The 25,698-nt window shown below is 38.1% G+C and carries 18 protein-coding genes and 1 pseudogene; 10 read left to right on the forward strand and 9 right to left on the reverse strand.

Annotated elements, in window-relative coordinates; all coding sequences use genetic code 11:
• Window positions 1-371: 371 nt before the first annotated feature.
• Together FM038_RS13275 and FM038_RS13280 are read right to left on the reverse strand one after the other, a co-directional pair.
• Window positions 372-2,165, reverse strand: a complete 1,794-nt coding sequence (locus FM038_RS13275) for a UvrD-helicase domain-containing protein (protein WP_142870992.1) — start codon at window positions 2,163-2,165, stop codon at window positions 372-374.
• Window positions 2,166-2,167: 2 nt separating this feature from the next.
• Window positions 2,168-4,384: an ATP-dependent nuclease gene (locus tag FM038_RS13280; protein WP_199242693.1), complete on the reverse strand. Its 2,217-nt coding sequence runs from the start codon at window positions 4,382-4,384 to the stop codon at window positions 2,168-2,170.
• Window positions 4,385-4,622: 238 nt separating this feature from the next.
• Between FM038_RS13280 and FM038_RS13285 the strand changes: the two genes are divergently transcribed.
• The gene (locus FM038_RS13285; RefSeq protein WP_142870993.1) at window positions 4,623-5,243 is read left to right on the forward strand and encodes a hypothetical protein; all 621 of its coding nucleotides are present in this window, start codon (window positions 4,623-4,625) and stop codon (window positions 5,241-5,243) included.
• 366 nt (window positions 5,244-5,609) lie between these two features.
• Here the strand turns inward: FM038_RS13285 and FM038_RS13290 are convergent, their stop codons facing one another.
• From FM038_RS13290 to FM038_RS13305, 4 genes are all read right to left on the reverse strand, one after another.
• Window positions 5,610-7,340 (reverse strand): LA2681 family HEPN domain-containing protein, encoded by a 1,731-nt coding sequence (locus FM038_RS13290; protein ID WP_199242694.1) that lies wholly within the window; start codon window positions 7,338-7,340, stop codon window positions 5,610-5,612.
• Window positions 7,341-7,594: 254 nt separating this feature from the next.
• Entirely contained in the window at window positions 7,595-8,530 is a 936-nt protein-coding gene (locus FM038_RS13295) for a hypothetical protein (protein WP_223292862.1), read from the reverse strand.
• Between the two features lie 409 nt (window positions 8,531-8,939).
• Window positions 8,940-10,349, reverse strand: coding sequence for a DEAD/DEAH box helicase (locus FM038_RS13300; protein ID WP_195873025.1), 1,410 nt, complete (start codon window positions 10,347-10,349; stop codon window positions 8,940-8,942).
• 5 nt (window positions 10,350-10,354) lie between these two features.
• The gene (locus tag FM038_RS13305; RefSeq protein WP_142870994.1) at window positions 10,355-10,894 is read right to left on the reverse strand and encodes a response regulator; all 540 of its coding nucleotides are present in this window, start codon (window positions 10,892-10,894) and stop codon (window positions 10,355-10,357) included.
• 131 nt (window positions 10,895-11,025) lie between these two features.
• Here FM038_RS13305 and FM038_RS13310 point away from each other — a divergent pair, with 131 nt between their 5' ends.
• Entirely contained in the window at window positions 11,026-11,232 is a 207-nt protein-coding gene (locus FM038_RS13310) for a helix-turn-helix domain-containing protein (protein ID WP_142870995.1), read from the forward strand.
• Between the two features lie 751 nt (window positions 11,233-11,983).
• On the forward strand, window positions 11,984-14,566 hold the full coding sequence (locus FM038_RS13315; RefSeq protein WP_195873026.1) for a P-loop NTPase fold protein: 2,583 nt from the start codon (window positions 11,984-11,986) through the stop codon (window positions 14,564-14,566).
• A gap of 169 nt (window positions 14,567-14,735) precedes the next feature.
• Here FM038_RS13315 and FM038_RS13320 read toward each other — a convergent pair whose 3' ends face one another.
• On the reverse strand, window positions 14,736-15,140 hold the full coding sequence (locus FM038_RS13320; RefSeq protein ID WP_142870998.1) for a hypothetical protein: 405 nt from the start codon (window positions 15,138-15,140) through the stop codon (window positions 14,736-14,738).
• 737 nt (window positions 15,141-15,877) lie between these two features.
• Here FM038_RS13320 and FM038_RS13325 point away from each other — a divergent pair.
• The 6 genes and pseudogenes from FM038_RS13325 to FM038_RS13350 form a co-directional block, all read left to right on the forward strand.
• On the forward strand, window positions 15,878-16,621 hold the full coding sequence (locus tag FM038_RS13325) for a phospholipase D-like domain-containing protein (RefSeq protein WP_142870999.1): 744 nt from the start codon (window positions 15,878-15,880) through the stop codon (window positions 16,619-16,621).
• A 148-nt stretch (window positions 16,622-16,769) separates the two neighbouring features.
• The gene (locus FM038_RS13330; RefSeq protein ID WP_142871000.1) at window positions 16,770-17,039 is read left to right on the forward strand and encodes a hypothetical protein; all 270 of its coding nucleotides are present in this window, start codon (window positions 16,770-16,772) and stop codon (window positions 17,037-17,039) included.
• 295 nt (window positions 17,040-17,334) lie between these two features.
• Window positions 17,335-17,961 carry a hypothetical protein gene (locus tag FM038_RS13335; protein WP_142871001.1) on the forward strand — a complete coding sequence of 209 codons (627 nt, stop codon included), beginning with the start codon at window positions 17,335-17,337 and terminating at the stop codon, window positions 17,959-17,961.
• A 303-nt stretch (window positions 17,962-18,264) separates the two neighbouring features.
• Window positions 18,265-18,798, forward strand: a complete 534-nt coding sequence (locus tag FM038_RS13340) for a hypothetical protein (protein WP_142871002.1) — start codon at window positions 18,265-18,267, stop codon at window positions 18,796-18,798.
• A 492-nt stretch (window positions 18,799-19,290) separates the two neighbouring features.
• Window positions 19,291-20,496 carry a ComEC/Rec2 family competence protein gene (locus FM038_RS13345; RefSeq protein WP_195873027.1) on the forward strand — a complete coding sequence of 402 codons (1,206 nt, stop codon included), beginning with the start codon at window positions 19,291-19,293 and terminating at the stop codon, window positions 20,494-20,496.
• Between the two features lie 456 nt (window positions 20,497-20,952).
• Window positions 20,953-21,087, forward strand: a pseudogene (locus tag FM038_RS13350) (thioredoxin-dependent thiol peroxidase); the annotation flags it as partial.
• A 402-nt stretch (window positions 21,088-21,489) separates the two neighbouring features.
• On the opposite strand, the gene FM038_RS13355 reads toward FM038_RS13350, so the two are convergent.
• Complete coding sequence (locus FM038_RS13355) at window positions 21,490-22,566, reverse strand: lipid A deacylase LpxR family protein (RefSeq protein ID WP_195873028.1); 1,077 nt, start codon at window positions 22,564-22,566, stop codon at window positions 21,490-21,492.
• A gap of 276 nt (window positions 22,567-22,842) precedes the next feature.
• Here FM038_RS13355 and FM038_RS13360 point away from each other — a divergent pair, with 276 nt between their 5' ends.
• On the forward strand, window positions 22,843-24,711 hold the full coding sequence (locus FM038_RS13360; RefSeq protein WP_195873029.1) for a monovalent cation:proton antiporter-2 (CPA2) family protein: 1,869 nt from the start codon (window positions 22,843-22,845) through the stop codon (window positions 24,709-24,711).
• An 87-nt stretch (window positions 24,712-24,798) separates the two neighbouring features.
• Here FM038_RS13360 and FM038_RS13365 read toward each other — a convergent pair whose 3' ends face one another.
• Window positions 24,799-25,593 carry a PhzF family phenazine biosynthesis protein gene (locus tag FM038_RS13365; protein ID WP_142871007.1) on the reverse strand — a complete coding sequence of 265 codons (795 nt, stop codon included), beginning with the start codon at window positions 25,591-25,593 and terminating at the stop codon, window positions 24,799-24,801.
• Window positions 25,594-25,698: the final 105 nt, after the last annotated feature.

Consider the following 25,698-nt stretch of genomic DNA (forward strand, 5'->3'; position numbering starts at 1 on the left):
TATTTTTCTATTCCCACAGCAATGCCACCTGCCAGTTACAGGCAATAATCCTATCCCAGCTTAATACGCAAAATTCGGTAGATATCCGCAAAAAACCAATAATACTGTATATAAACACAAGCACAGGTTAACTAAAGAGTTGTCGCTAAACAGAAAGAATTACCTCTTCAGCTGATGAGAAAAAGTATTGCGAAAAGGTTAATACTGAAATCGTAGAAATGCTACCACTAACTCGCATCGGGGCAATAGTTGCTTAGTGTGATCACAAAACCAATAAGACACAGATAATTCGGATAACCTCTACTGCAAAGTATTCAAATCATTTCTAAACTTGTGGCTAATTTCAGTCACCCACTACACCACTACAGCTATTAGGCCAAATCATCATAGGAATATTGAACACATCGAAGAACCTCTGTAGGAGTGCGTTCAGTTTGATTTGGACTAAAGCCTGTCATTCTCCCTCTTTCAGAGAGCAAGTGTAGGTTTTTCCTAGCCCTAGAGCCAATAACATATAAGAGTTTTTTAGCACTTTCATCTGAAGAATCATTGAAGTTAGGTACTAACCCTTCAAGCAGACCGAATGATATAACTGCGTCATATTCACCACCTTTAACCCCATGTATTGTTGACACCTTTATTCCACTTCTAGGCTTAAATGCTCGGCGAAATGCCTCTATATCTGTAGCAAAATCCTCACTGTCTCTGCGGAGTCTGATTATTCGGTCTTCGGTACTGCTAAAGAAAGATTCATAGTGCTCTTGGAGCATCGGATAAAGCGAATAATCGAACCCTAAGCTTTCGAATAGCTCATAGAAGAAGGTACGAAGATAAGCAATTCCATCTTCCTCATCAATTGAAATAGAGTTAATGGATTTAAGGAGATCTTTCGAGGTAAAAGAATCAATATCCACCATTGCTATCTCTAAATCATATAGCATTTCAGATGCCCACCTTAGACGCTTAACATACATGCTAGGGGAAGGCTCTGTGAGGATAATTCTCGTAAGTTTGTACCAAAAATTCTCAAGGTCTCGAGAGAACGGTACTAAACCGGGTCCATCAAAACTATATTGAGGCAAGCGAAGAACTAGGTTGCGAGTCAGTGCAGCTAAGTGCGTCCACCAAGGTGCGATAACACAAATATTGTTTTCCGGAATCCCACAGGTATCGATATTGTGCTCAATATAGAAGCTAACCTGTTCAACCAAATCATCTTTGTGCGTGACTTGATCATAAGTTATCGTGCTCTGATAGTCTTTATCTTTACCTTCTGCACTAGTTACACTCGGGCTGACATTGTAATTTCGATAGTACTCTATAATTCCTCGGGAGCTTCTATAATTTTTGTCCAAAGACATTTTGATGAACGGAGCTTCAGTTAAAGATTCAAGTTCTGTATGGGATATAGCATAACCACCTAATGACGTATATATAGCTTGATTTGGGTCACCGACTATAAATGTTTTAACTTTACTAGGATTAGCTTTCATTATGCTTGCTACAATTGAGTACTGAATCTCTTTAGTATCTTGATACTCGTCTATAAAAACGTAAGAAAATAGATTCGATAATATCTTTGATATAGCCACCTTATTACTCAAAAGTTCATAAGAGAAGTATAATATCTGTTCAAAATCTATTTGATGATTCTTGTCCAGGTGTTGATGATAAGCTTCCAAAACACTGGTAGCTAGACTCCCACCCGACCCCATAAAGTGTATACCTCGAGGAGTGTAATAGTGAGTACATTGATAGTAGTTGATGCGTTGAGGGCGTAATCCAAGACAAATATTGGTTATAAGATCTTCACTGTCATACGAGTTAACAATCTTGAACCCATTTTTTAGTTTGTCATGGTATATTCCATAAGGCTTTATAATCCACTCTAAGCAAAAAGCATGAATAGTCCCTATCCATAATTGAGAGGTATCAACCCCCAATAATTCAATCCTTTCACGAATCTCATCAGCCGCTCGATTCGTATATGTAATTGATATAATCCATTTTTTTGCATCCGTCAAATTCGACAATTCAAGAGCGATTTTGTACGTTAATGTGCGTGTTTTACCACTACCAGGACATGCCTCAAGAAATACGTTACTCCGCTCGCGAATAGCAGCGACCTGTTCATCATTAAGATCATCTTTATCCCATACAAACATCACTAGATCCTTTCTAAGAAGTGATTATTTACTGTTGGGAAATCAGCTATAAATTCAGATTTAATGTCGTCTATATCATCAATCATTAAGTCAAATGCACCCCACTTAGATCTAAATACTTCAATTCCCGCTTCATAAGGTGCTAGATACGTTTCCCACTTTGTTTTGAGAACTAGATTACCCGTCGCTTCAGCTGTTCTCATATGTGTTGTACCTTCAGCAACATGCGCGACTATTGTTTCATACCGATGGGATAGTATCTTAAAAACAAGTTCGGGCTTAAATTCACCATGCGAGAATTTGATAGCTTCAAAGATGTACGCAGGAATTACTACTTTAAAGTTAATAGCCTTACCAAGAGTAATAGCAAACCAGCCCTTACCTTGATGATTTGCCATTGTTAATGCTCTCATCCCAGAAATAGCAATGTCTGGCTCAGACAGTTCCTCTTTAGCTGTTACTTTTGTGGCAGAATCAACGTAAACATCATTAACTATCTTCTTTAGGTATGAACTATTTGAGGATTTAATGAAATCAACTTCAAAGGTATGATCTGCGTAGAAAGGTTTTAACCATTGGTTATCTATGCAGAATGCATCAAGCGCCAGTTTTCGGCTTTGTCCTGATTCTTCAGAGCCTTTGGCTTTTTTCTTTTTTTTCTTTAAAGGATCACTATCTGTATCTAGGATTGTGGTATCAAAAAAAGTGGCATCGAGATCAGTGATAATACTACAACGCTTCTTAATGCGTTCATCACTAAAGAGCAATGCGATATTGTCAAATCCAGTACTTCTTATATTAACAAGACTGATCCCCATTTCATCTAAGCTTAAACCTGTTACCTTTTTAAACAGAACTGGAATTAGGATTTCTTCAGCATCCCCTTCAACTAAAATGACACTTCGGGCAAATAATAGATTGCTGCGAATTGCATCAAGATAACGTTGAACAAATCCAGATTGTAGATCACTAAGTCCCGTAGCAGGCTGGAAGACCTCACAATTTCCATCAACAAGACCAATAATATTCATGTTTTTTATATTACTTACTTCAGAAATATGTGATGAGTGGGTCGAGTATATGATTTGAGTGTTATCGTAATTGATATTATCGAATAATGACTTTTGTATATGAGTGTGGATATGAGCTTCTGGCTCCTCGATCAACAAGAAGTTAGCGATAGATTGATTAGCTTTTTGATACTTGAACTCTAAAAGTTTCAACGTAAGGTATAAAAGATTCGCGCCACCTAAACTCATTTCATGAATAGCACCTTCATGCTCATCATTTGACTCCGCGACAAAAAGCTTTAGGGATTGGAATAACTGGTCTGAATCATCAGTTAAGCTTGAGCGAATGGAAATAGAGTTTGGAGAATAGGTATCTCCAACTGTGTCACCTACCGTCGACGTGATGTCATCTCTAATATCACAAACGTCAGACAGACCTTCAATATGTTCATTTAGTGTTCCGATCAAATCAGCTATTGGTTGAAAGTCCTCTTGGGATATGTCACCTGACTTGTTTTTTAGCAGTGTTAACAGGGGGTTGGTTCTATTATTGTGGAAATCTGAAACCACATCTCTCAATGCTTTAATGAAAGTAAATGAAACCTCATTAGGCATATTAAGGATATATGGTAGACGTACACCAACATCTGGGTTGTTTAATTCACTAGGAAAAACAACAGCATCAAAGTCACCAACAATAGCTTTGTATATTTCTGGGTCAGTAAAATTTGCTGTGCTTTTACCAGTTAAAACCGTTTCATAGTCATCTATCGAAATATCGCTTAAATACTCTTCTAGAGCTGTTGAATCACCTTCGGAAAGTATTGAAAGAGCTTGGCGTATATGAGCTTTAGGCCTAAATATTAGGTTATAAGTTGCCTTGGTTACTACCTCTTCTTCACCTTCAATATTCCCGTTGCCGTGGAGAAACAATGACTGACTAGTTTCATCATTAGAGATATCATGAAATTCGGAACTTATAATAATCCAGTGACCTTTCCAACTACCTAACGATCTACAGAAATCACCTTCTGATAGTTTTGTCGAAGAGCGAGGCATTGAGTTATCAAGCAACAATCTCATTGCTCGAAATAAGTTAGTCTTACCCGATGCATTCTCACCAATTACAGTGTTGATACCTTTATTAAATTGAAGCTTAACGTTCTTGAAGTTACGGTAGTTGACTAGGTTTAACTTGGTAATATGCACTTGTTCGTCCCTGTAATCAATATCTTACAGGGCATATAGTATCCCATTTTAGCTGTATTTCATAAGAAAGATTTTAGCTAAGAGCACAAACAGATGCCTGCAAGTAGTTGATGACTATACCACTACATTCCACCCTGATACTGGAGGATAAAAGTGTTGGTAAAACTTGAACCTTGATAATAAAGTAGCATTGCAACTTTTCGTGAACAGCTGAATATTATTCATACGGGGGGCTTTTATGCCATATGACTATCCAACAAAATCTTTAGAGATCCAAACTCGATTAATAAGCCTTGGTCTCCAGCCAACCCACCTTATGATGATAGGGTCATTTATTACAGTCTATGGTCTGTTTGAAACTACGCTCGAGCGATCACTGTGGGCATTGCGTGAAATAAAAGTAGAAGGTGAACGCCCTTTTACTGAAAAGATGAACACCGCAGCTCAGTTTAAAATGTTAGGCGATGGGAACCCCAAGCTGACTGACAAATGCAATGCCATCCTAAAAGTAGCAGCACATGCCGCAAGAGATCTGAATGAATACCGCAATAGCCTTGTTCATGGCTATCTGCTGTCCTTTGGACCCGACAGTGTTCCTAGCTTCCTGAAAAATCCTCGATGGCATGGGGAGGATAGGAAGAAGGCTGCTGGGGATGCGTACATCGATGAGCCTTTCCAAGACTTAGTGCTAATCGCAGCTTGGAACCTGTTTGTACTCGTTAGAAATGTTGAAAAGGTCTTCACCGACCCAAAAGCCTGGGAAGCTATTGAAGCCATGAAGGAAGATGTTGAGCGAGCAAAAAGCTACGCGAACGAAACCCGTCATCTAGCTTCACTCATGAACCATGATAAAAATTGAGAATTACGGGCTTTACGAGATATCGGCGACGGATCTTTAGCTGAACAAAGAAAAAGCTTTATATACCACGTCGTCCCATTAACAGTTGTTAGCTAATACACAATACAAAGTTAATTACATAATTAGCCATTAGAAAAATAGATAAATTACTGCCAAAAGATACTTGTCTCAAATCTAAGGCTAAATGACTTTGGGGCACAAACGTGCAAGCCATCAAATTCAGGAATAAACATCAGTTAGTTACAGATTTAGTTAGTTGAGTATTAGACGTCAACAAGCTGAGGTGTAGCGATAGCTTAAGTTTATTCCAAGAATGCGCGTTACTCGTCTAGGAAAATCTGGTTAATCTACTTACAGGGTCAATTACTATTTTAAAGGCACTTCTTTAGGAATCATTAATACACCTTTATCAGGCTTGTTTTTCTCTTCGACATGGATAGCAAGCGAAAGGTACATAATCGAGCTTCGAGCCAGCTTCATCAACGTCATAAGCCTTGATTCAAACTCACTCTCTTTGATCAGCACTGAATGACTTGAAAGCTTTAGTTGCTCATCGATTTTTGATTTTGCTCGCTCTAAGTATTTGTAGACTGATTGTTTTTTAGTTTCCAATTCTGCTTTAAGAGCGTCATTCTGCGTCTTTTTCGCTGAAGATATTTTACCATATAGCTCCTGAAGTTGTATTTCAAAGCCTTCTATCTCACTATTAAGCATTTCAAGTTGCGATTGCTTAAAAGCGACATCTGATTGAATTAAGGTATAACCAAAATCATCAACAATCTTTAAAGAACGATGCTCTATAGCATTTCTAATCTCAGAAAACGCCTTTGCATCAGGATCGAGCCAACGACTAACTGAAGTTGAGTCTTTCACATCTCGGATGTCTTTGAGAATATAGAATAGCGCATGGATAAAGCAATTCTGGCTGTTTTTAAGCTTACTGTGCGGTTTCCAGTTCTTACTACCTTTCAGTTCCCTAAAGATACTGTCAAAGCTTATTTTATGATCATGCTCGATATCATTTAGACCAAAAAAACGGTTGATAAAATAAGCGACTTTATCAAAGAGAGAATAAAGCGATCTGAATGCACTTTTGTAATGACTGGCTTTTAGATTGGTGATGGAGTGCGACATATCCTCAACGTGTGGATATGTTTTGTTAAAGAAATGTTCATAATCATTGGGCATGTCTTTCGCCGAGAAAAACAAATAGCGTGCGTAGCAATAATCATTCTTTAACTCATCGAAATTCCCATGATATACAAGTTCTTCATGCATCGATAAAGTTGTGTTAATTTGTTGAGAAAAAGAGGGTAAAGTCATAATGTCTTGATAGACAATTTCAGACTCGCTAACATCGTTTAAATCATTTATAAAAAGCTTGTTATCACCACACCATTTTAAATAGTTCCCGTGTTTTCTTGTCTCAACCTCTTCTTCAAAAGAATCAAAATAATCAAAATCTTCAAGTTTATAAGTATCTTCGAACCATGCTTTAAAATTCATAAAATTGCTGTCTTCTGAATATGCAATTCTTTGTTCTGGATGGAGTTGTTCGAGTCTTTCAAGACCTAAGTTGATGAGTTTGTACGCAGTAAAATAATGATAATGCTTATGACTAGGATCGTAAGTCGTACTAGCAAGAAAAAGCCCATGGTTTGCTTTTGATATAATGGATACAGCGTTTTTCGTGGTCGCTAATGCATTATCCCACAATGGAATACAGCAGAAAGCACGACCTTGAGAGCTTAGGTTATTACCTAAATTGGTTTCGATGCAGCTTTGAAGAATTAGCTCATTATCAGTTGGAAACTCGATTTGTCGAATGATGTATAGAGCTTTCCTGAAAAAAATAACGGATTTACTTAACTCATCAGAGAACCAATCCAGTTGGTGGTAACTAAAAAGTTCTTGTGAGCAATTCCCCAATGTGTAGTAAAACTGAGCTTCATCAAGGAGACTTTCAAATGAATAATCAACGCCCAAAAGCGACTCTAGGAGTGCTTTTAGCCTCTCATGGTCATGAGCTATCAAAAGCTCATCAGCTTTTAGAGACAGCTCTTTGAGTGTACTTGAATTCAATACTATTACTGACATATAGAACGCCGTTAGATTAATCACACATCACTTTAAACGTATGAACATTTCAATCAATTCACTTCAGATGCGCAAGTCACATATCGAATGGTCGAATGGTCGAATGGTCGAATGGTCGAATTTAGCCCAAACGGTAACATTCGCCATAACAGAAGCCTAATAACTAACTATACATTGATAATACCCTAATAGGGTAGACGAGTTACTGGCATTACAAAAAATGTATGGCACATCTAGTCCCTAAGCTTTAGGGATTAATCTTCTTCACAAAGCCGTTTATATTTCCGCTTGGCATTTCTTACCTGTAGATCATCAACCAGCTTATCAAATGGAATATCAAAAGCGACATTCGCAAAAGCGGCAATGGCTTGGTTCGATAATTCAAAATCATCAGGTATTTTAAAGTAACAATTGTCTCCATCATTTTCTTCAGAAAACTGCACAGTTCTTAATATTGCCCTGATTTGATCTGCACTAGATGAGCGCTCGGTTCTAGTGAGAATCAGATCTAGTTCTGAACTCGTCTCAATTGAGGCATTTTGAGCATCAATCCCAAGTTGAGTAACTATTTGGCTAATGGATGGGTAATACCTTAGGTCATACGGGCCAACAGTATTTCTCAACGATTCTTTTAAATAACCTTCAAACATGTAATTTGATTGTCCTGCATCTTCTATAAGTTTGAATAGAGCATAGTGAGTGTTGCTTGTAAATGAAGTGCTTTCATGTAGTTGAGTTCTCTTATCCAGTTCTTCCGCGAGTTCAAATGCAAGCTTGGAAATTTTGTCATTAATCGCTTTCAACTCTTTTGGAGCCGTTCTGACTTCCTCTACTTGGCTCTCATTTCCGAATGCCACTGCGTCTATTACAAGATCAATGAAACGATTCATTTGAGGAATTGTTAGGGATTGATACATCACCTTTACATGTGGCTCTATTTCTGAATACCGCTCTATAAGCCTCTTAATTACCGCGTAGTCAGAACGGTGCCTTTTCCCCTCGGCCGCCTCCTTTAGTTGCCCCTCCAAATACTCAAATGCGTTAAGCTCTGTAAATTCACCCACCATACTATTCTCCGCTCTTGTTAACTGGTGTTTTGCAAAGCTAATCGATCCCGAACCTAAAGTACCAATCTGAGTTAAATATTTTTTTAGCGAACTGAGATTGGAAATCTCAATCTGAATCGCCACTGTTTCTCAGACCACTAAAAACACTAGATCAACGAATCGAATTACTCCCTACACTATATGCAGAAATTGGTGAGATGATCTGAAGTAGTAATAGTGGCCACTCTGTATAATTACTAAAATTTGGTCAATTGCTCAGGCACTGAAAAAGCTTGCTCTGGTGCTTCTACCAAATTTTGGGGCAAAAACGAGATAGATAAATCTGTCTATATCTACTAACTAATAGTCACCTATAGAGGCAAATACCTTTCAAAGTTACTCTCAGTGTTGTTAAGAACAATGAAAAAGCGAATATAAAAATCAAAATGTACAGCATTATCATATTTGATAACGCTGTACATGACTGTTATCAAATATGATAACAGTCAGAGAGTTTTTTCAAAATGGTGACACCATAAATAAGGGCTATGCATCAAAATGGCGAGTTAAAAGTCGATACAACCCTCTCTCTAAAACCACCTAAAATTTCAAATGATGGCGAATTTGCCAAAGTGTGGTTTTGATTGTTTGACGGTGTTAATAAGGGGAAGTGTGATTCATTTAAATCTGGTGTACTAAACCTAATGTTGTACTCATTTTCAGGTTGGGTACTCGTTCGTATTATTTCACTTTCACTCTGCTCTAACGAGATTGAAGCAGTTTTGGATTCTCTGAATATAACGGGAACATCAGGTATTTCTTCAGCGATACGATTTGCAAATTCTACAAGCTTTGGTGCTGCAAAAGTAAATAGCCAAGCCTCCTGATTGATAGCCTTGTTTACTCGTAATATCCTACCGAGTACTTGCCTAAAATAGAGTTCGGTTTTAACTCTGCTTAGGTGGCAACACACCTGCAAACGCGGGATGTCAGTACCTTCGCTTATCATGCCAACACTGACAATCCAGTTCGTTGTACTGTTCCTAAACTCATTGATTTTAAGTGAAGGTAGATCTTCTTTATAGGTAACTACTTCGGCAGTTTGGGCATATTCATTTCTGAGCATATTCAGAATGTATGTGGCATGCTCGATTGATGATGCAACGACAAGTCCAGCAGCATTAGGGTTGTGCAGTCTAATGTCGTCGAGCTTGTTAGTCGCCAGCGTTAGGGCGTGCCGAATGGCTACATCATTTTTAATGATCGATTGGTAAGTAACTAATGAACCTTTGAATAGAGCGTCTAGGCAATTAAACGTCTTAGTTTCATTTTCTTCGTCAGTAACCGAAATTCTTTCATTATCGATTAATACAATCTTTGGGCTTCGGCATACACCGTCTGCAACGGCTTCCCTTAAACCGTAGATATAATCACACTGTATTTGATTGTCTGGGTCTATATAACGAGATAAAGCTATCGGTGCTTGATCTGAGCGCCATGGAGTGCCAGTTAACGCTAAAGTATATTCGGCTTGGCTTTGAATATTCAATAAGATCTCTTCCCCCCAGGCGTTAGCATCTTCAAGAGAACTGCCAGAGCAATGATGGATCTCGTCAAATATCACGAGTACCCGATTTTGTTTTAACAGTTGCCAGAAATCCTCTTTGAAAGACAGCATGCTTTGATACGTATAAGAGCAACCAACGGCACCAATGACGCCATCGAAACGACATTCCAGCCGTTTCGAGAAAGTTTGCTTAATACCCTGCGATATATTTATCGAAGGTGAAAAGCAAAGTACAAAATCGATAAGGTCTTGCTCAAGTAGCTGAATAGCGACTTCTGAAGCCATAATCGTTTTACCAGCGCCTGGAGTTGCCAAACAAAGGAAGTGTTTATGTTTGTCACTAAAGTGCTCTAGAGCGCGATTGACGCACTCTGATTGCCATTGTCTTAGATGCATTAAGGTTACTTTTGCTGATGAGCGAGAACAGACTTAATCGCTTTGATTTGGCCGAGGAGTTTTGAGCTGTTTTCACGGGCTTGTACATACTGGGATTCAAGGTGCGCTTTCATCTCTGGGAAGGATTGATACAACCGCATATATTCTTCTGACTCGCCAATGCTAGTGAGTAAATCAACTTCAGATTCTTTAAGGCGATTTTCAAGCTGCTGGATAGCAGTGTTTGTGCCCACAGTAACTGCTTTGGCTCGATTCACTTTAACCTCACTTGTACTTTGGCAGATGAAGTTAGTTTTATAAAATAGTTCTGACTTTTGGTACACGACTCTTTTGGAGTTTTTAGTTCCTTTTTTCAGCAGTAACCCCTTCTTAACCAGTCTAAGGATCTGTCTGTAAATATACTTACGAGCTTGAACAAGATCTTGGCTTACTGAAGAGTTGGCTAGATATGCATCCCGTAGCTGTGTTACATGGAAATTGTCGAAGTTCTCATCCTGAAGAATAGTGTTTAGTTGGGCGTTAATTTTGATGGATATTTTTGACATTACTTTCTCGTCAGAGGCTCTTTATTTCTAGCTCACAGGGCCAGAAGAACTTTATATTAATAATGCGGATTATAATCCGTGGCTTTATAAGCCGCAACTTTGGATAGTCTTTCTCTTTAACTGAGTGAAAAATGAAAGACTTAGCTATCCAATTTGGTGCGAAATTGCGTGATAAGCGCAAGACACTCGGCATTTCACAAGATAAATTGGCTCTATTAGCAGATATTGATCGAAGCTATGCTGGCCGAGTTGAGCGCGGTGAAGTCAATATCACGCTCGAAAAAGCATACCAATTAGCAGAAGTGTTGGGATGTGATATAAGGGATCTACTGCCTTAACATTTATGGCTGAATTACCCCGCTATCTACATGCTTCGATGGAGTTGAACTACGAACAAAAGTTGAGTTCGAGAGAGCTTGGCAACAGATAGTGCTCTCGCTGCTCAGTCGCCAGGTAGAAAGTTATAGATCACCGAACCAACGATACATAAAAGCCATACAACAACCAAAATTAGGCTCAGGCCTGAGTTCTCCACGCTATCCCTTAACGATCCTTGTTAATGGTATAAAAGTATAGCAACTGTTCAATTTAAGGATAATATGAATTATCTAATTTCTGTTGAGGGGGACCGGCTAAAACACTTCAGTCGGATAGACGACACTTGTTACCAAGTGCCGCCTACCCGACATCGATGTGTCTGCAAATCCTGGCTGACATGTTCCTGCCCCAAAGTTAGTTTCGCAGTTCAAAAAATAAGTAGGGTGAGTAAGGCTTTGTCTATAGAAAAGCTAATCTGAAAGAGTGTTATAATCTAAAAAGGTTATGCCTGTCCTATCTTTTGTAAACTCTGAGTATTGCATGAAGCTAATAGTCAAAATCTGAAATGGGAAGAGCACGTGCCTGCAATCAAGCAGGCTGCCGAATTTAGTCGACAACCAACCGATGTTAGTGTTCGAATAAAACCTGGCTAGTTCCCTTGGTCTGGAATTAGCTCTTAACTATCATTGGTTAAACATCCTGCAACATTTGTAGTTAATCAGCTTAATAATTGTTAGTATTAGCGTAATTCCCAAACAATTAGAAGTAGATATGGCAACAACAAGGACGTTCAGGTTTTTAGCAGGTAAGCGATGGTTTTCAGTATTCCTCTGTTCTGCGGTTGCTTTTTTGATCGTGACTTTGCTTGCGCAATTTACTTGGGTAAGTCAAGGTTACCTTACTTTTGCCACATTCATAAGCGAACTTCCATTTGAACTGCAATGTATGGTTTCATTCCTTGCAGGTTTGGTAATAAGTGTCTTTTTAACAAAGCTCTATGTATGTAATAAAAACCGAGCCATTATTTTTAATCCAATGTATCCCCCCATTACAATTTCGATAGCGTTTATCCCTTTATTTTTAGCTGTGATTTCACTATTCCAAAACGCGTTAACTCCATTTTTCAATAGTAATTTTCTTTGTCAATCCATAGTACAGCTGGCGATTTGTTTTGCAGGGATTGCAGTCAGCAATCTGTGCGCAATCTTCTGTAAGTTCTATGCAACGAACAAAGCAAAAAAGAATCAAATCCTCTCCCCAAAAGCTAGTGATAAGCCAATGGACCTTGGGACTGAGAGTGGTCTTAAAGAATGGCTTAGTGATGATTCCCCTATTGAAAGCAAGAATGATCTTGATGACAACTACAAAATTTACGTTAAACGAATAAAAGACCGAATCATGCAAAATACCAATGCATCGATTGCATTGTGTGGTGTTTTTGGTGTCGGAAAAAGCTCCATAATAAAGTGCTTAGTGAATGAATTAGAAAGTACCGACTTCCGTGACAGGAAGTTTATTCATTGTAATATTGACTGTTGGGGAGTCAATACTAGTGATATCACCCAATTTGTTTTGTCAAATATTATTGATAAAATTAATAATGAAATTGATATGAGCGCCTTCAAAAAACTGCCAGCACACTATAAAGAAGCTTTGAAAAATGGCGGTGAAAGCTTAAAACTATTGAGTATATTTTTAGATGAACATACAAACCCGACAAAAGAGTTGGAGAGTCTTAATGGTGTATTAGCTTCATGCAATCTTAGAGTACTTGTTACTTTACAAGACCTGGATAGAAACAATGACGCGACAGATAATTTAAATAACCTTGCAGCTCTTCTTGACAGACTGAAGCCTTTGGAAAGCTTTAGCTTTATAATTGCCATGGAGTATAAACCTGAGTATTCTGACATTATAGTTAAAGTGACAGATTACAGAGAAGATGTAATACCATCTAATTTTGCCAGCCATATAGAGAAATCCCTGGCCTGCTTTGAAAAAAGACTATTTAATAAAAATTTTAGGCTACCTAACCACCCAACAGTGCTTACTTATAAACAACTGTATAAAACAAACCCGGCTAGGTATCGTAGGAGGATTAATACGCCTGTTATTCAAATAAACGAACTAATTCCTTCTTATAGAGTACTGAAGGATGTACTTAGGCGTGTTGATTCTATGTGGAATGAAGAAGGCATATTGGGCGAAGTGGAGCTGGTCACTTTGATGCTGATTGTTACATTGCGGGAAACTAATCCTTCTCTATTCGATTTACTCTTAAAAAACTCCGATGGCTTAATGGGAAATCTGACTAGGCCAGAGCATAAGGCTTTGGGTAAGACAGATGACTTGCCTGGGGGAGATGTTAGTAACTTGGTAGATGATATATGCAAAGGTAATGCCTTTGATAAAGCAATCATTATGAACTTATTTAATTTAGAACAGGCCTCAAGTAGACAGGGACAACTAGCCTACAATAAGCGCACCTCATCTACAGAGCAAACTATAATGAATCGCTCTGATAACGTAAGTTATCTAAATCGAATTTTACTAGAGAAAGTTCCTACGAAAGAAGTAAGAGATCAAGATGTAATAAAAGACCTAATCATGGCAAAGAAAGGTCATATTGATCCACTGGTCATAAAACTCTCGGCTCAGCCAGACTATTTTTCTTCATACGATAGATTTAGATGTGTTTTTTTAAGTAAATCCGAAAGCACATATGAATCCATTTTGAAGCAGGCTGTAGAGTCACCTTCTGGAAGCAATGGAATTAGTAGAGATTGGTTGTATCAAGCGTTCTTTGAGGCGCTAACCAAAGAAAACAGAGTGAGCTTGACCACCTGGCTATTAGTTAACTTCCTACAAAATGATATTGTAATGTTCTTTGCGTACATTAATGACAACGACTCAAATAATCAGTATAAAATCACAAGCGTCCTTCTAGACGGTGAAAATAATGCAATAATTTCTGCTGCTGTTAACAACTTAGAAAGGTTCACGGGGGAATCATTTTATGAAATGGGGGAAATATTCTGCCCTCTTAATTCATCTAGGACAGCGTGTGATTGTAGTGATTTGGTGGGAGCCTTATTAAATCGAAACAGCGTTATCTCCCTTCAATACGCAACGTTATATTTTAATTGTAAATGCTTGGATCTTAAGACCTTTCAGGAAATCCATTCTAAAATAGGAGCAGTTGATGGGTCAGATTTTAGTTCTGGTATTGAAAATATTAATTCTGACTTTAAAACCCGTAATAAAGTCCTTGAGCAGTTATCGAGCATTATAGATAAAAGAAAAGCAGATGCGACTGTGGACTCGGTTTCAGAGATGACTTTAAGCGTTCCATAGAGCAGCTAAATATAGATATGTGGGGCTCAGTGTAAACTTTATTTGATCACCATACTTTTCCTAATCCCAGCAGTCACCTTTAGAGCGTTCGATCTAAAACGTTTCTGTCCAAAAATAAGCTAGGATGAAGCTTCAATATTCAAATAACTTTGAAATAGTTACAGCGTAACTATTTTTCAGGTTCAAAATCACTTAAATCTGCATTACAAATCAGATAATTAATTATCTCAATTTTTGTCTTACCTGAAAGTGCCACTATTTGATTTAAACGACCGTTGTTTAATGAAGAAAGATCAACCTGCAAACGTTCTACACCCAACCCCATTCGTTTCTTGTTAACACGTAACGTGGTCACTAATCGCTGTTGGCCAATTTTTGAAAGGTGAACACTGATAAAATGCTCTAGATCGGCATCATTAACAACGAGAGCTGAACTTAGTTTTTCGTAAGCTCGCTCTATCACTTCAGGCTGACTAAGGAATGATTGACTGTCATGATTGATGTTAGCCAATTGATTGCTCAGCCAGCGTAATTGAACCGTATGATCCGTTTTTAGTAATTCCGCTTTTTTCATCTTTATACCTAAACTAATAGTTACAGTGTAATTATTAGTATAACACGAAACCATATAGTTACACTGTAACTAAAGCATACTCTTTAAACACCCTTTAATAAGTGGCCGCGATTGCTAATTAATGATCTGGTGGTCATTATTTACGCTAACAGGCGATCTTCAGTATTGTTATTGCCTTCATACGGTATTTTGAGTTTTGTTTGTGGAGCGTAGCAGGGTGGATTTGGAGTCATCGGCGGCCAGGCGGCTTGCTTGTTCGGGTGGAAATTGGCCGATCTACATGTCTGGGGAGCTGCGGGCGGATGTTATTAAATCAAAATGCCCCATTACGTGTTTGCGTAATGCAATTCATCCGATACAGCACTAACCTCTTTGCAATACTTTTTCTCATCAGTCGGAAAGGTAAGTGTTTCTGTTTAGCGACAACCTCTTAGTTAACCAGTGTTTGTGTTTTTATACAGTATTATTGGTTATGTGCGGTTAATCTCTAAATTATGAGCAATCAGTTCACGGCTTGCTATTGAGTAAAAGGAAAAAGAGGCGTAAATTCAGTTAGATGAAGTGAGGAACTTAGCTTTCTCCGAAAGTGTATTGGATACGATTTACAACGATTCAAGGTCGCAAATTGTTTTCATTCTAATTTTACGTGAAAATGCTTTGCACACTTTTACAACAGGTATTGGCAAAGCGCGCATGCCGAATATTAAAATCTTATACGAACACAGTAAGTAGTGAGTATGAAAATAGATCAACACATTTTCAATTTAGCAAATGACGTCCTGAATTTTCCATTTGATAGCTGTAGTGAAGATGATCTTCTGGATGCCCAAGAAGCTCATGTCAGGGATTTCGTCCAAGTTGTTAATCGATTTCTTAGCAGCGTAAAGCGTATTCTAAATGACCCTTTGGTTTTAGATGCAAACAATATCAATACGAATGTTTGTCATATGTGGGCAGCTAAAGAACTCAGAACGAGTGTTAATGCACTAATTGATCACTTATATGAATTAGCAGGTAATCCAGAGTCGGGGTTTTATCGCAGCGAAGAGTCCATTTCTGAACAGTATTTTCAGGCTCAAAAAGATAAGATCCTAAAACAAATTAGTTCAGCTCGATTTTCTATTTGGATTGCTGTTGCATGGTTTACAGATAGAGATTTAGCCAACACACTGATGATAAAAGTAAGGCAAGGTCTAAATGTTCGTGTGGTAATGAGCCAAGACGCAACCAATGATGATATTAGTAAATATTTAGCCCCTCATGTGGAGCTTATAGGTGTCGATCCTCAAAATAAGCTAATGCACCACAAGTTTTGCATTATTGATTCTAGGGTGGTTTTACACGGATCGTACAATTGGACTTATAGTGCAGCAAAGCGAAACAATGAAACTTTGACCGTTTCATATAGTACCAAATTAGCTGATGACTATTCGCAAGAGTTTATCAAGTTGGTTCAACAGAACAAATTCGTATATCAATAATTTAAGAGTGATTCACAACGCTTAGCGTTCTCAATTCAAGGCAAGTTTAGTGTTTACGGTGTAATGGTTTGGGTTAGGTGTTAGCGTTGTTCACACCTTAATTGGGCGTTATGTCGCCGAGAGGTAGTTTGCAGTCTTGGAGGTGGTTTTGCTTGAGTTCATTGGTTATCTGTTGATAGCAATCGTATGCATCCCCGTCATCTTCATTGTCGTAAATATGACTATGGCGGCTATATGGATCCCAATCGGTAAGGCAATAGACTTCTTGTTTCACTTTCCAATAGGCAGGTTGATTTTGGCACCGATAATATTTGTAAGTGCAGCCATGGCTGGTATGAGGCTTTTTGCGTCACCAACATTTGGTGTGATTATCGGTATAGTCGGTGTATATATCTTACTCTGGGAGAAGGACGACTAAAGGTGTATGAGAAGTTGCTAAGTTAGTCAGGCACAAGTCAGTTTTTGGCACCAAGGCAACATAACTAATAAGGATAGGCCGCGCGCAGCAGCGTCCCATCAAAAAAACCTGTAATGGTTAAAATTCTTAAGAACAACGGTTTTACATTGTCAGGGTCTTCATGGAAAAGTGCCATCCATGGTACTGATTTAGGGTTGTTTCTTAAATTCAGCAGTTAATCATCAATGCAGCATATAACAAACTGCTGTAATCTGACTCCGCAATTGAGCAGGGTGCTAGATCTCACAGGAAACTTATGACTAATCATTTTGAAAAACTCGAGCAAGAGCTACCAGCACTGAAAACTGTGGCAAGTGGACTCGGACCGAATGCATTTTATGCTCAAGAAGCCATACGCTTTAGATCAATGGTAGGTACACTAAAAGCAGTAACCTTCAAGCTGGATACTAGCGCCTCTGTAGACGAACGCCATATCACTCATATCTTGTCTAGGTCATTGTTAGAAAATTATTTTTGGCTACTATACATTTTTGATGATGATAATGAGAAAGATATAAGATATGAGAAGCTAATTAATTCATTTAAAAAAGACTATCTAAAGCTTACCAATGAGCCAATGCTCCCTCATAAAGACAAACTCGAAACAGCCAGTTCATCTTGGAGAACACTTCCTAATGCACTTGACGTTAAAAGCATGCTTGCTCAAGTAAAAAATGATCGCGGTGATCGTCTTGATTATTTGTACTTCATTTACAGGATTACTAGTTTTGATACGCATGGTAAAAATTTAGGAACCATCGGTCGGTCGACATTTGGTAAAACCGCTAACTTTCCAGTTCTTGATATAAATGTAGTGTTCGAATTAATTTCTAATCAGTATCTGGTGATATTAAAAAAATTGCGTGACGCTGGTGAAATCTAGCAAGGCCAAGCAATCTGACTCTGCAAACTGTCACGTTTTTTACGGAGTCACATAATATTTGATTGGCATATATTTTCTAATGTCAATGGTTAGTTTTAGAGCTAAAAATCTGACACGCTTCTGTCCATAAATGATGCGGCTAATGGGTTATGATTTTCAACAAACCTCAAATACTATATTCGTTAGTAACACGTGATTCACTATGTAGTGTACGGAGATAAGTAACGTAAAAATATAGAATCTTGCTAGATGGTTTGTAGTGCACTATACCCTATGTGTGTTTAATTATTAAGGCAAGCTTATATGAAATTCTTTGGCTACGGAGTTGCCGCTATTATAATTTGTTTCGTAGTTATTGCTGTTAACAACAAGATCAATTTTCTTGGCTTTAGTGATGAGAATGTACTGGAATTAAACTCTGGAAAGGTTGTTTTAGGCAAAGTCTACCGAGAGAGTTTAATGTCCGAATACCAAATTACTACTAGGGGGAGTATTTCTCCTGCGATATCTGTGCAATCATCAACTACTAACCTGTACAACGATGTTCGAGAACGCTACGTAGATTTTCTGAGTAATGCAAATGAGTACAGAAAAGCGAAAGGTTTAGATCCTCTATATATAGATACTGCAATGTGGGAAAGTGAATTTGAAGTTAGTTACTCTACTTCAGTGGTTTATGAATCTGAGTACCATTCATCTTTTAAAGTGTTAGTAGATGAGACACTCGTTAAAGATGATACAAAGAAAGTGGGTATTTTAAAGCATTTAGAGGAAGTACGGGAATACTCACATCGTGCTTATGAAAAGTATCAGAAAAAGTATTCCTTTATTGACTGATTTTTGACTCAGAAGAGCCTCTTCTAGTTAAAAAATTCATCTGTAGTGGCTCAGTAAAGCTGGCCACTATTTTTGTAATGACCTGCCGTGTTTACTATAGTCTAATGTCATCTTAACCACCGAAAAGTACGTTACCTGCTAACAGAAATATCCAGGAATGGGCTAGGGGTTAACTAACTTTTGCCCCATTATGAGTTAAGGAGTGCTGAAATTTTCATTAGGTTTTCTCATCTACTTTCAACGTTCTTAAGTTGACCGCTCGTTATACCTATCTGTCTTTACACTCAGCCTAGTTAAATTTCGCCCAGTTTTTGGATTATGCTGCTCTTGGCCGTTTGACTTGCGAGACATAACAATACCGTAAAGAATATATTGTTATTTTTCTGCTAGTTAGAAAAAATAGAAAAATCAGAGTAAAGTGTTATACGCACGAAAGATAGATTGTTGGGCGGCTTTTTGTCGTCTGAATATGATGAGAATTATTGAGATACTATGAAGTACTATGCTTTTTTGGAAGAGATTGAACGAACTGGTGAACAACTAACGGTGGTGCTTGATGCTATTCCTCAAGAGGTGGTTTTTGAAGGGAAAATTCGTCAAGAGCTAGACTCTATTCGTACGTTTCAGTTCGAATTGGTAATAATAAAAAAAGACTTGCGAAGGAGATATAATAAAAAAACTTTGATGTTAAATCGATGGTATGAGCTTACAACTTCACGAAATGACGATGGCATTAAAGGTATCAGGTATAGTTTGGAGGATGAGCAAGTTTTAGAAATGAACATCGATTTTATTAAGGTTCTAGATCGACGAAATAGGCTTCAAAAGGAGTTGATGAAATCTAGCTCACTAGATTTTTTATCTGACGCAACGAGTGAAGAAATAACCAATTGTTTGCCCGTTCTTAAAGTAAATCAAAATATACTCATGAAGGTCATGGATGTAGGACAAGGTAACTCTATTGCCTTTATGGAGAATGAAGAGTTTAAAGATTTGTTCTATGTGGATGTTGGTGGGGGCATTATGCGAAATAGGGGAACATACAAAGATAATAACGTTAGTTATAACCCTCAAGATAATGCACTTATTGTATTGACGCATTGGGACATGGATCACTGGGTTTCGTTGATACGAAAACCCAACATGAATAAGACAAAGCTTCTTGTTCCAAGACAAAAGCCTCTAGGCTTATCTCATGTTAAATTAGCTGCCAAGTTGGCATCTCAAGATCGACTTCTAATCTGGCCTGATTCAAAATCTGAATTAAATAGTGATTTATTAGATATACATAAGCTAAAGAAGCACAAGAATCGAAATTATTCTGGCCTAGTCGTTGTAGCTAAAACCGACCATGCTGGTTTAAAGAATACTCTGATTACAGGCGATGCACCTTACAAAAAGTGCGATTTTTTAGGCAAGTACGATATTAATACTGTTGTGGTTCCCCACCATGGTGGTAACTTCAGCCCAGATAAAGTGCCTTCTGCTCCTAATCAACATATTGCTATCTATTCTTACGGCACTGGAAACTCTTATGGGCACCCTCATCAGCTCACATTGGATAACCATCATGTTAAAGGTTGGACTAATAAATATATAACAGTTGGAAATGATATAATTATTAGTAATCAATGGATTAAAGAGTGTGATAGTTATAGCTTAAGGCTCCAAGGCTACGAACTAGTAAAATATTTCTAACATATGTGAGCGTTCTTCCTATCAATGAGCAGGACAACCTTTTGGCTGCGCCAGCAGCCAAATCATTTCGTACAACAAAGTCTTTTACTTCGGTTGACCAAGTTTAAGTTATGCGAATGAAACTAGTTTGAGCAGTAAATCGAACTTACTTCTGTCCAAAAGTGAGATAGCTATGATGCTGATGAGTTGTGATCACCAAGCGATTCTGTCGTACTTTAATTACCAACCTGCTCTCCCGTATGACAATCAGCTATGAACCATTGCACCGCCTAAACTTTTTATGACAGTTCACTACTTTAAAAAGCGTCAAAAACAGCCCTGTTTACAAAAAAATATGACAACTGATATAATTAGAATTCAAAAGGAAAATTTATTAACCTAACTCACTGTTAAGTATAGACTTCATTGAAATCTGTCAAGTTTTATGTCCCAAGTTATTTCCAAGGGTGTTCACTCATGGGGAAAGTTTATGACGGCATACATAGATTAAGTTTCTTAGTCGGCCAAGATGGACAAGTTAGTCACGTGTTTAATAAATTTAAGACTAAAGATCATCATCAAGTCGTGCTCGCTTACTTAAATAACAAATAAACATCCATAAACTTTCAACGACCAAACTTGTGGGTAGACATAGATAAATCGAACAGGATTGAAGAACATGTGTCTGCCACCAAGCTTAGCAATAGAAAATCTATCGTCACTTGTTGCTTTATAGCAAAGTAGCAAAGTGTCGGATATATATAGTTATACCTACTCCCTCTTGTTGAGCTTTGCTAAAGCTCATTGAGTCGAGACTTTCAAATAAAATACCTTTAATCGTAAATAGAACACATTTTACCTGTTGTTAGCTGCATTGACACTTCTAACAATGATATAGATGAAGTTTACTTGCTCAAACCAGTGCATGTGATGTCAACGTTATTTTTATACTTAATATATAATTTGCTGTACCCAAACTCTAATGCGTTACTATTAAATAAAATATGTGGGCGGTTATATCCTCCAAAATAACTCTAAAGAACCAAATGCATTATGATTTATAACATCTTCTTTAAAATTTGGAGTGCTAACAGCATAACTAAGAGCGACTCCCCATGTTGATTGATAATATACAACACCTGTTGAACCTGTCGACTGCCAATTCTCAACATTGATGTTGTAAACATGCTCAGGTCTTGCACCATCGATGGTATAGTCGTTGAATCGATACCTTCCCTCAAGAGCAAGATAAGCAAAAAATCCACTTTTGCTGTTACTAAAAGCGCTAGGGTCAATTAGCCCGCCAGGTTTATTTCCCACGCTACCGAAGCTTTCATGAAGCTGACTCCCCCAACGTAAAGTGCTACCAAATGCGACTTCGCTTTGAAAGTTACTCACTTTAACTCTATTAAGCATGCTAACTTCATAATCATAGTAACCAAACGCGCTTCTTCGCAGTAATGCTTTTTGGCTTTCAAACTCTAGTCCATAGACAAATTTATCCTCCATTTGGTTTTCCCAACCCATAGGCTTGGGTGAGTCGATCATTTGGTGAATGTACTTTTGAGACTGCTCCGCATGTGAGCTCGGCCCCACGATTCCTAACATCAGCCCATACTTAGTGGTACTCTCCTCTGAGTATTCTCGTATATACGTATTCAATGAGATTAAGCCTGAATATGGACGATCATTTTTTATTTCATCTGTAACTTCGATATTCGTAGGCGTCCACATTTGTTGTGAAAACTCTAACCCCCAACCCTTACGACTTGCTTCAGACAGTGGTAGAATTTCAGCAAGATAGGAGATGGTATCCGAGGAAAAATCCGAAGGGATTTTAACACTTGCCGAATTATATTTAAAATAAACACCGCTGGTATATTCTCTATCTGTATTTAGTAAGCTGTCATTATCGATCGTCAATGAAATACTTGAAGTATTATACTCATTTGCAGAGGAGGAAAAACTAATCAATATACTTATTAATAGTATCGTTATTGATTTTAAAAACTCAAACCTAATTCGCAGAGCTGATGTAAGGTATACCCACTTAATTTTTGACTTATTAACCATTAATAAATAAAACTTCATATCACCACCCAAACAGTTATTTGACTGGTGAATTTTATTTGAAACTATACTTTATTAATGTGAAGCGATTATTAATGAAAGTGCTATAACCCACTCCTAACGTATCATTGGTAACACTTATGTAACTAATAACCTTATCAAACCGACAATAGCTGTAATTAGTCTATTTAACACAGCTATCACTAACTACACATCCCCCCCCTCCTTGTACACATTCTTTTTTTTTAAACAGATTACTCTTACTGTAATTCTAATTGTGATATAAAAAATTAACCTATGACAACTTACTTCATTCAAGCATTCATCTATTTACTGGCAGCTGTCGTCACAGTTCCACTAGCCAAAAGAGCTGGATTAGGCTCCGTTTTAGGCTACCTGATTGCTGGTGTATTAATTGGTCCAATTACAGGCCTAGTCGGTAGTGAAACAGCCTCGATTCAACATTTTGCTGAATTTGGAGTTGTTATGATGTTGTTCTTAGTGGGCTTAGAGCTACAGCCTAGAATGCTTTGGAATATGAGGCATAAACTCATAGGGCTTGGAGGACTGCAAGTTGGGCTGACCACACTAATTGTCATGCTCGCTGGAATAAGCTTAGGTTTTAGCTGGAAGCCATCATTAGTTGTCGGGTTAATATTTTCTCTATCCTCTACAGCTATTGTGTTACAGACATTGGCTGAAAAGTCTTTAGATAAAACTGATGGTGGCAGAGCTTCTTTTTCAGTACTGCTGTTTCAAGATATTGCAGTCATCCCCATGCTAGCTCTTATTCCCCTGCTTGCTACGCCTGAATTGTTTACGAGCAATGCTATACAAGCTCAGTCAGCCCATGCAGAGCTATCCTTAGTCGCTCACCTTACAGGCTGGCAATATGCAGCAGTTATGATTGGCTCTGTCGTCGCCGTTATTGTCGCAGGACAATACTTCTCTCACCCTTTATTCAAATGGGTAGCAAAATCAGGCCTTCGTGAAGTATTCACAGCTACAACCTTATTGATTGTTATTGGCATCGCAGCATTAATGAGCTTGGTCGGTTTATCGCCCGCCTTAGGTGTATTTATTGCAGGGATGGTCCTGGCTAATAGTGAATTCCGTCATGAGCTAGAGAGTAATATACAGCCATTTAAAGGGCTTTTATTAGGTTTGTTCTTTATCACTGTGGGTGCAGGTATTAGCTTTGAAATAATCAAAAATAATTTAGCTACAGTTTTGAGTTTAAGTATTGCGGTAATTACTTTAAAAGCAGTAGTACTATTCGGATTAGCAATCATCTTTAAAGTCCGCAAGTCAGATGGCTGGCTTATGGCACTTAGTCTGGCCCAGGCCGGTGAGTTCGGCTTTGTGGTGTTAGCATTTGCAAAACAAAATCAGGCATTGTCTCCGGAATGGGCAGCAATTTTATCCCCTGTAGTGGCAATCTCAATGATCATTACACCACTACTATTTCTATTTTTTGATAAAGTAATAGTTAACAAATATCGAGAAACAGCTCCAACACCGAAAGAAACAAGCTCAATCAATAAACAAGGAAAAGTCATCATAGCTGGTGCTGGACGCTTTGGCCAAGTCATCAATAGGCTGCTAATGATAAATGGCTTTAATACGATAGTATTGGATCAATCCGTGTCTATTATCGAGCGGATAAAACGAATAAATATGGAAAGTTTCTTTGGTGATGCAACACAGTCTGATTTACTACACACTGCGGGTATAGAGAGTGCATCTCTGCTGGTTATCGCTATTGATGACAAAGAGCATGTATTAGACATGGTTAAGCATATAAAGCATCAATACCCTAAACTTCCTGTTGTCGCCAGAGCTTATGATAGAGGCCATGCTTACGCCCTTGAATCAGCCGGTGCTAACTATGTGTTTATTGAGTCATACCACTCAGCACTTGAGATGGCGAAGACATCATTGAATGCATTAGGCTTTACCGCTGAATCTTCAGAAGCTGCCAAAAATCATTACTTAGCAATTGAAAAACAACATCACCCAGACTTACTTAACGCTTGGAAAGCATCAAAAGACGCTAGCCACCTCTTTGATAATTATCTTGAACTCTATATGCAGCTAGAAGCTGCATTTACAGAAAGAGATAATGGTGTCGACAAAAATAAACACCAAAGCGTAAAACCAGTTTAAAATAAACTGGCTTAATTGTTAATGGCCGATTATTGTAACTATTGATAGTTACAATAATCGTTAGCTTTATGTAAGCATCCTTTCTAGTTACTCACCATAAACATCGGATATAACTCTAACCTCATCAATCTCTCGCTCTACCTGGTAATAACCACCACTTGCTGACAATTGAATGAAGCAATATCGCACACCGATCAGTAGCTGCCAAAATTCGGCAAGAACCGGAGCAGCAGAGCCTGTAGCATTATCTTCCTTTTCACCATGTTGAGGTGCAAAATAACGAAAGAAAATAGTCTCAGAATAGTCTTCACACCTGCATGTAACGATGAGCGCCCTTTGAGTGATTTCGCTAAAGCTCTTCTCGTCAAAATCAAATGCTTCCACACCTGTAACATCTGCCAACTCGATAACAATATATCCATTATCTTTATCTGTTTGCATAGCCGATAAAACATCTACCTTAAATAGGTATAGAATATTCTGGCTTAGCGGGATATGAACTAACTCTACAATAGGCAGGTGGAGTATATATTGCCCCAACATACTCAGGCTTACAGTAATACCTTTATTACTAAAGAGACACTGCTTATGTTTACCATTGGCATGTAGTAACGATATGACTACATCTGCTGCAGCTAGTGCACCATGGCCACACATGATCACCTCAGATACAGGTGAGAACCAGCGAATACGGTAACAGGGGAAAGGAGTAAAGTTTTCTAGGAAAATAAATGCGCTGATTGCGAGCGAGTTTTTAAAGGCTTTTTGTTGCAATTGCTGTGTGTTTTTAAATACTACTTTAGACTTGCAAACTTCTACTACGGCAAGGTTTCCAAGTTTACTTTTACTACTGAATACTCTCCGAATAACTTTGCTAGACATTGAAATAAGCCTTCCCTAAGCCCCTAGAAACTTTTCACAAAAGCTACTTATACCACCTGATTCAGCCACTCAGAAATGAAGCGATTAACTCTGATGACGGTATAG

The organism is Shewanella eurypsychrophilus (assembly GCF_007004545.3).
GTDB lineage: Bacteria > Pseudomonadota > Gammaproteobacteria > Enterobacterales > Shewanellaceae > Shewanella > Shewanella eurypsychrophilus.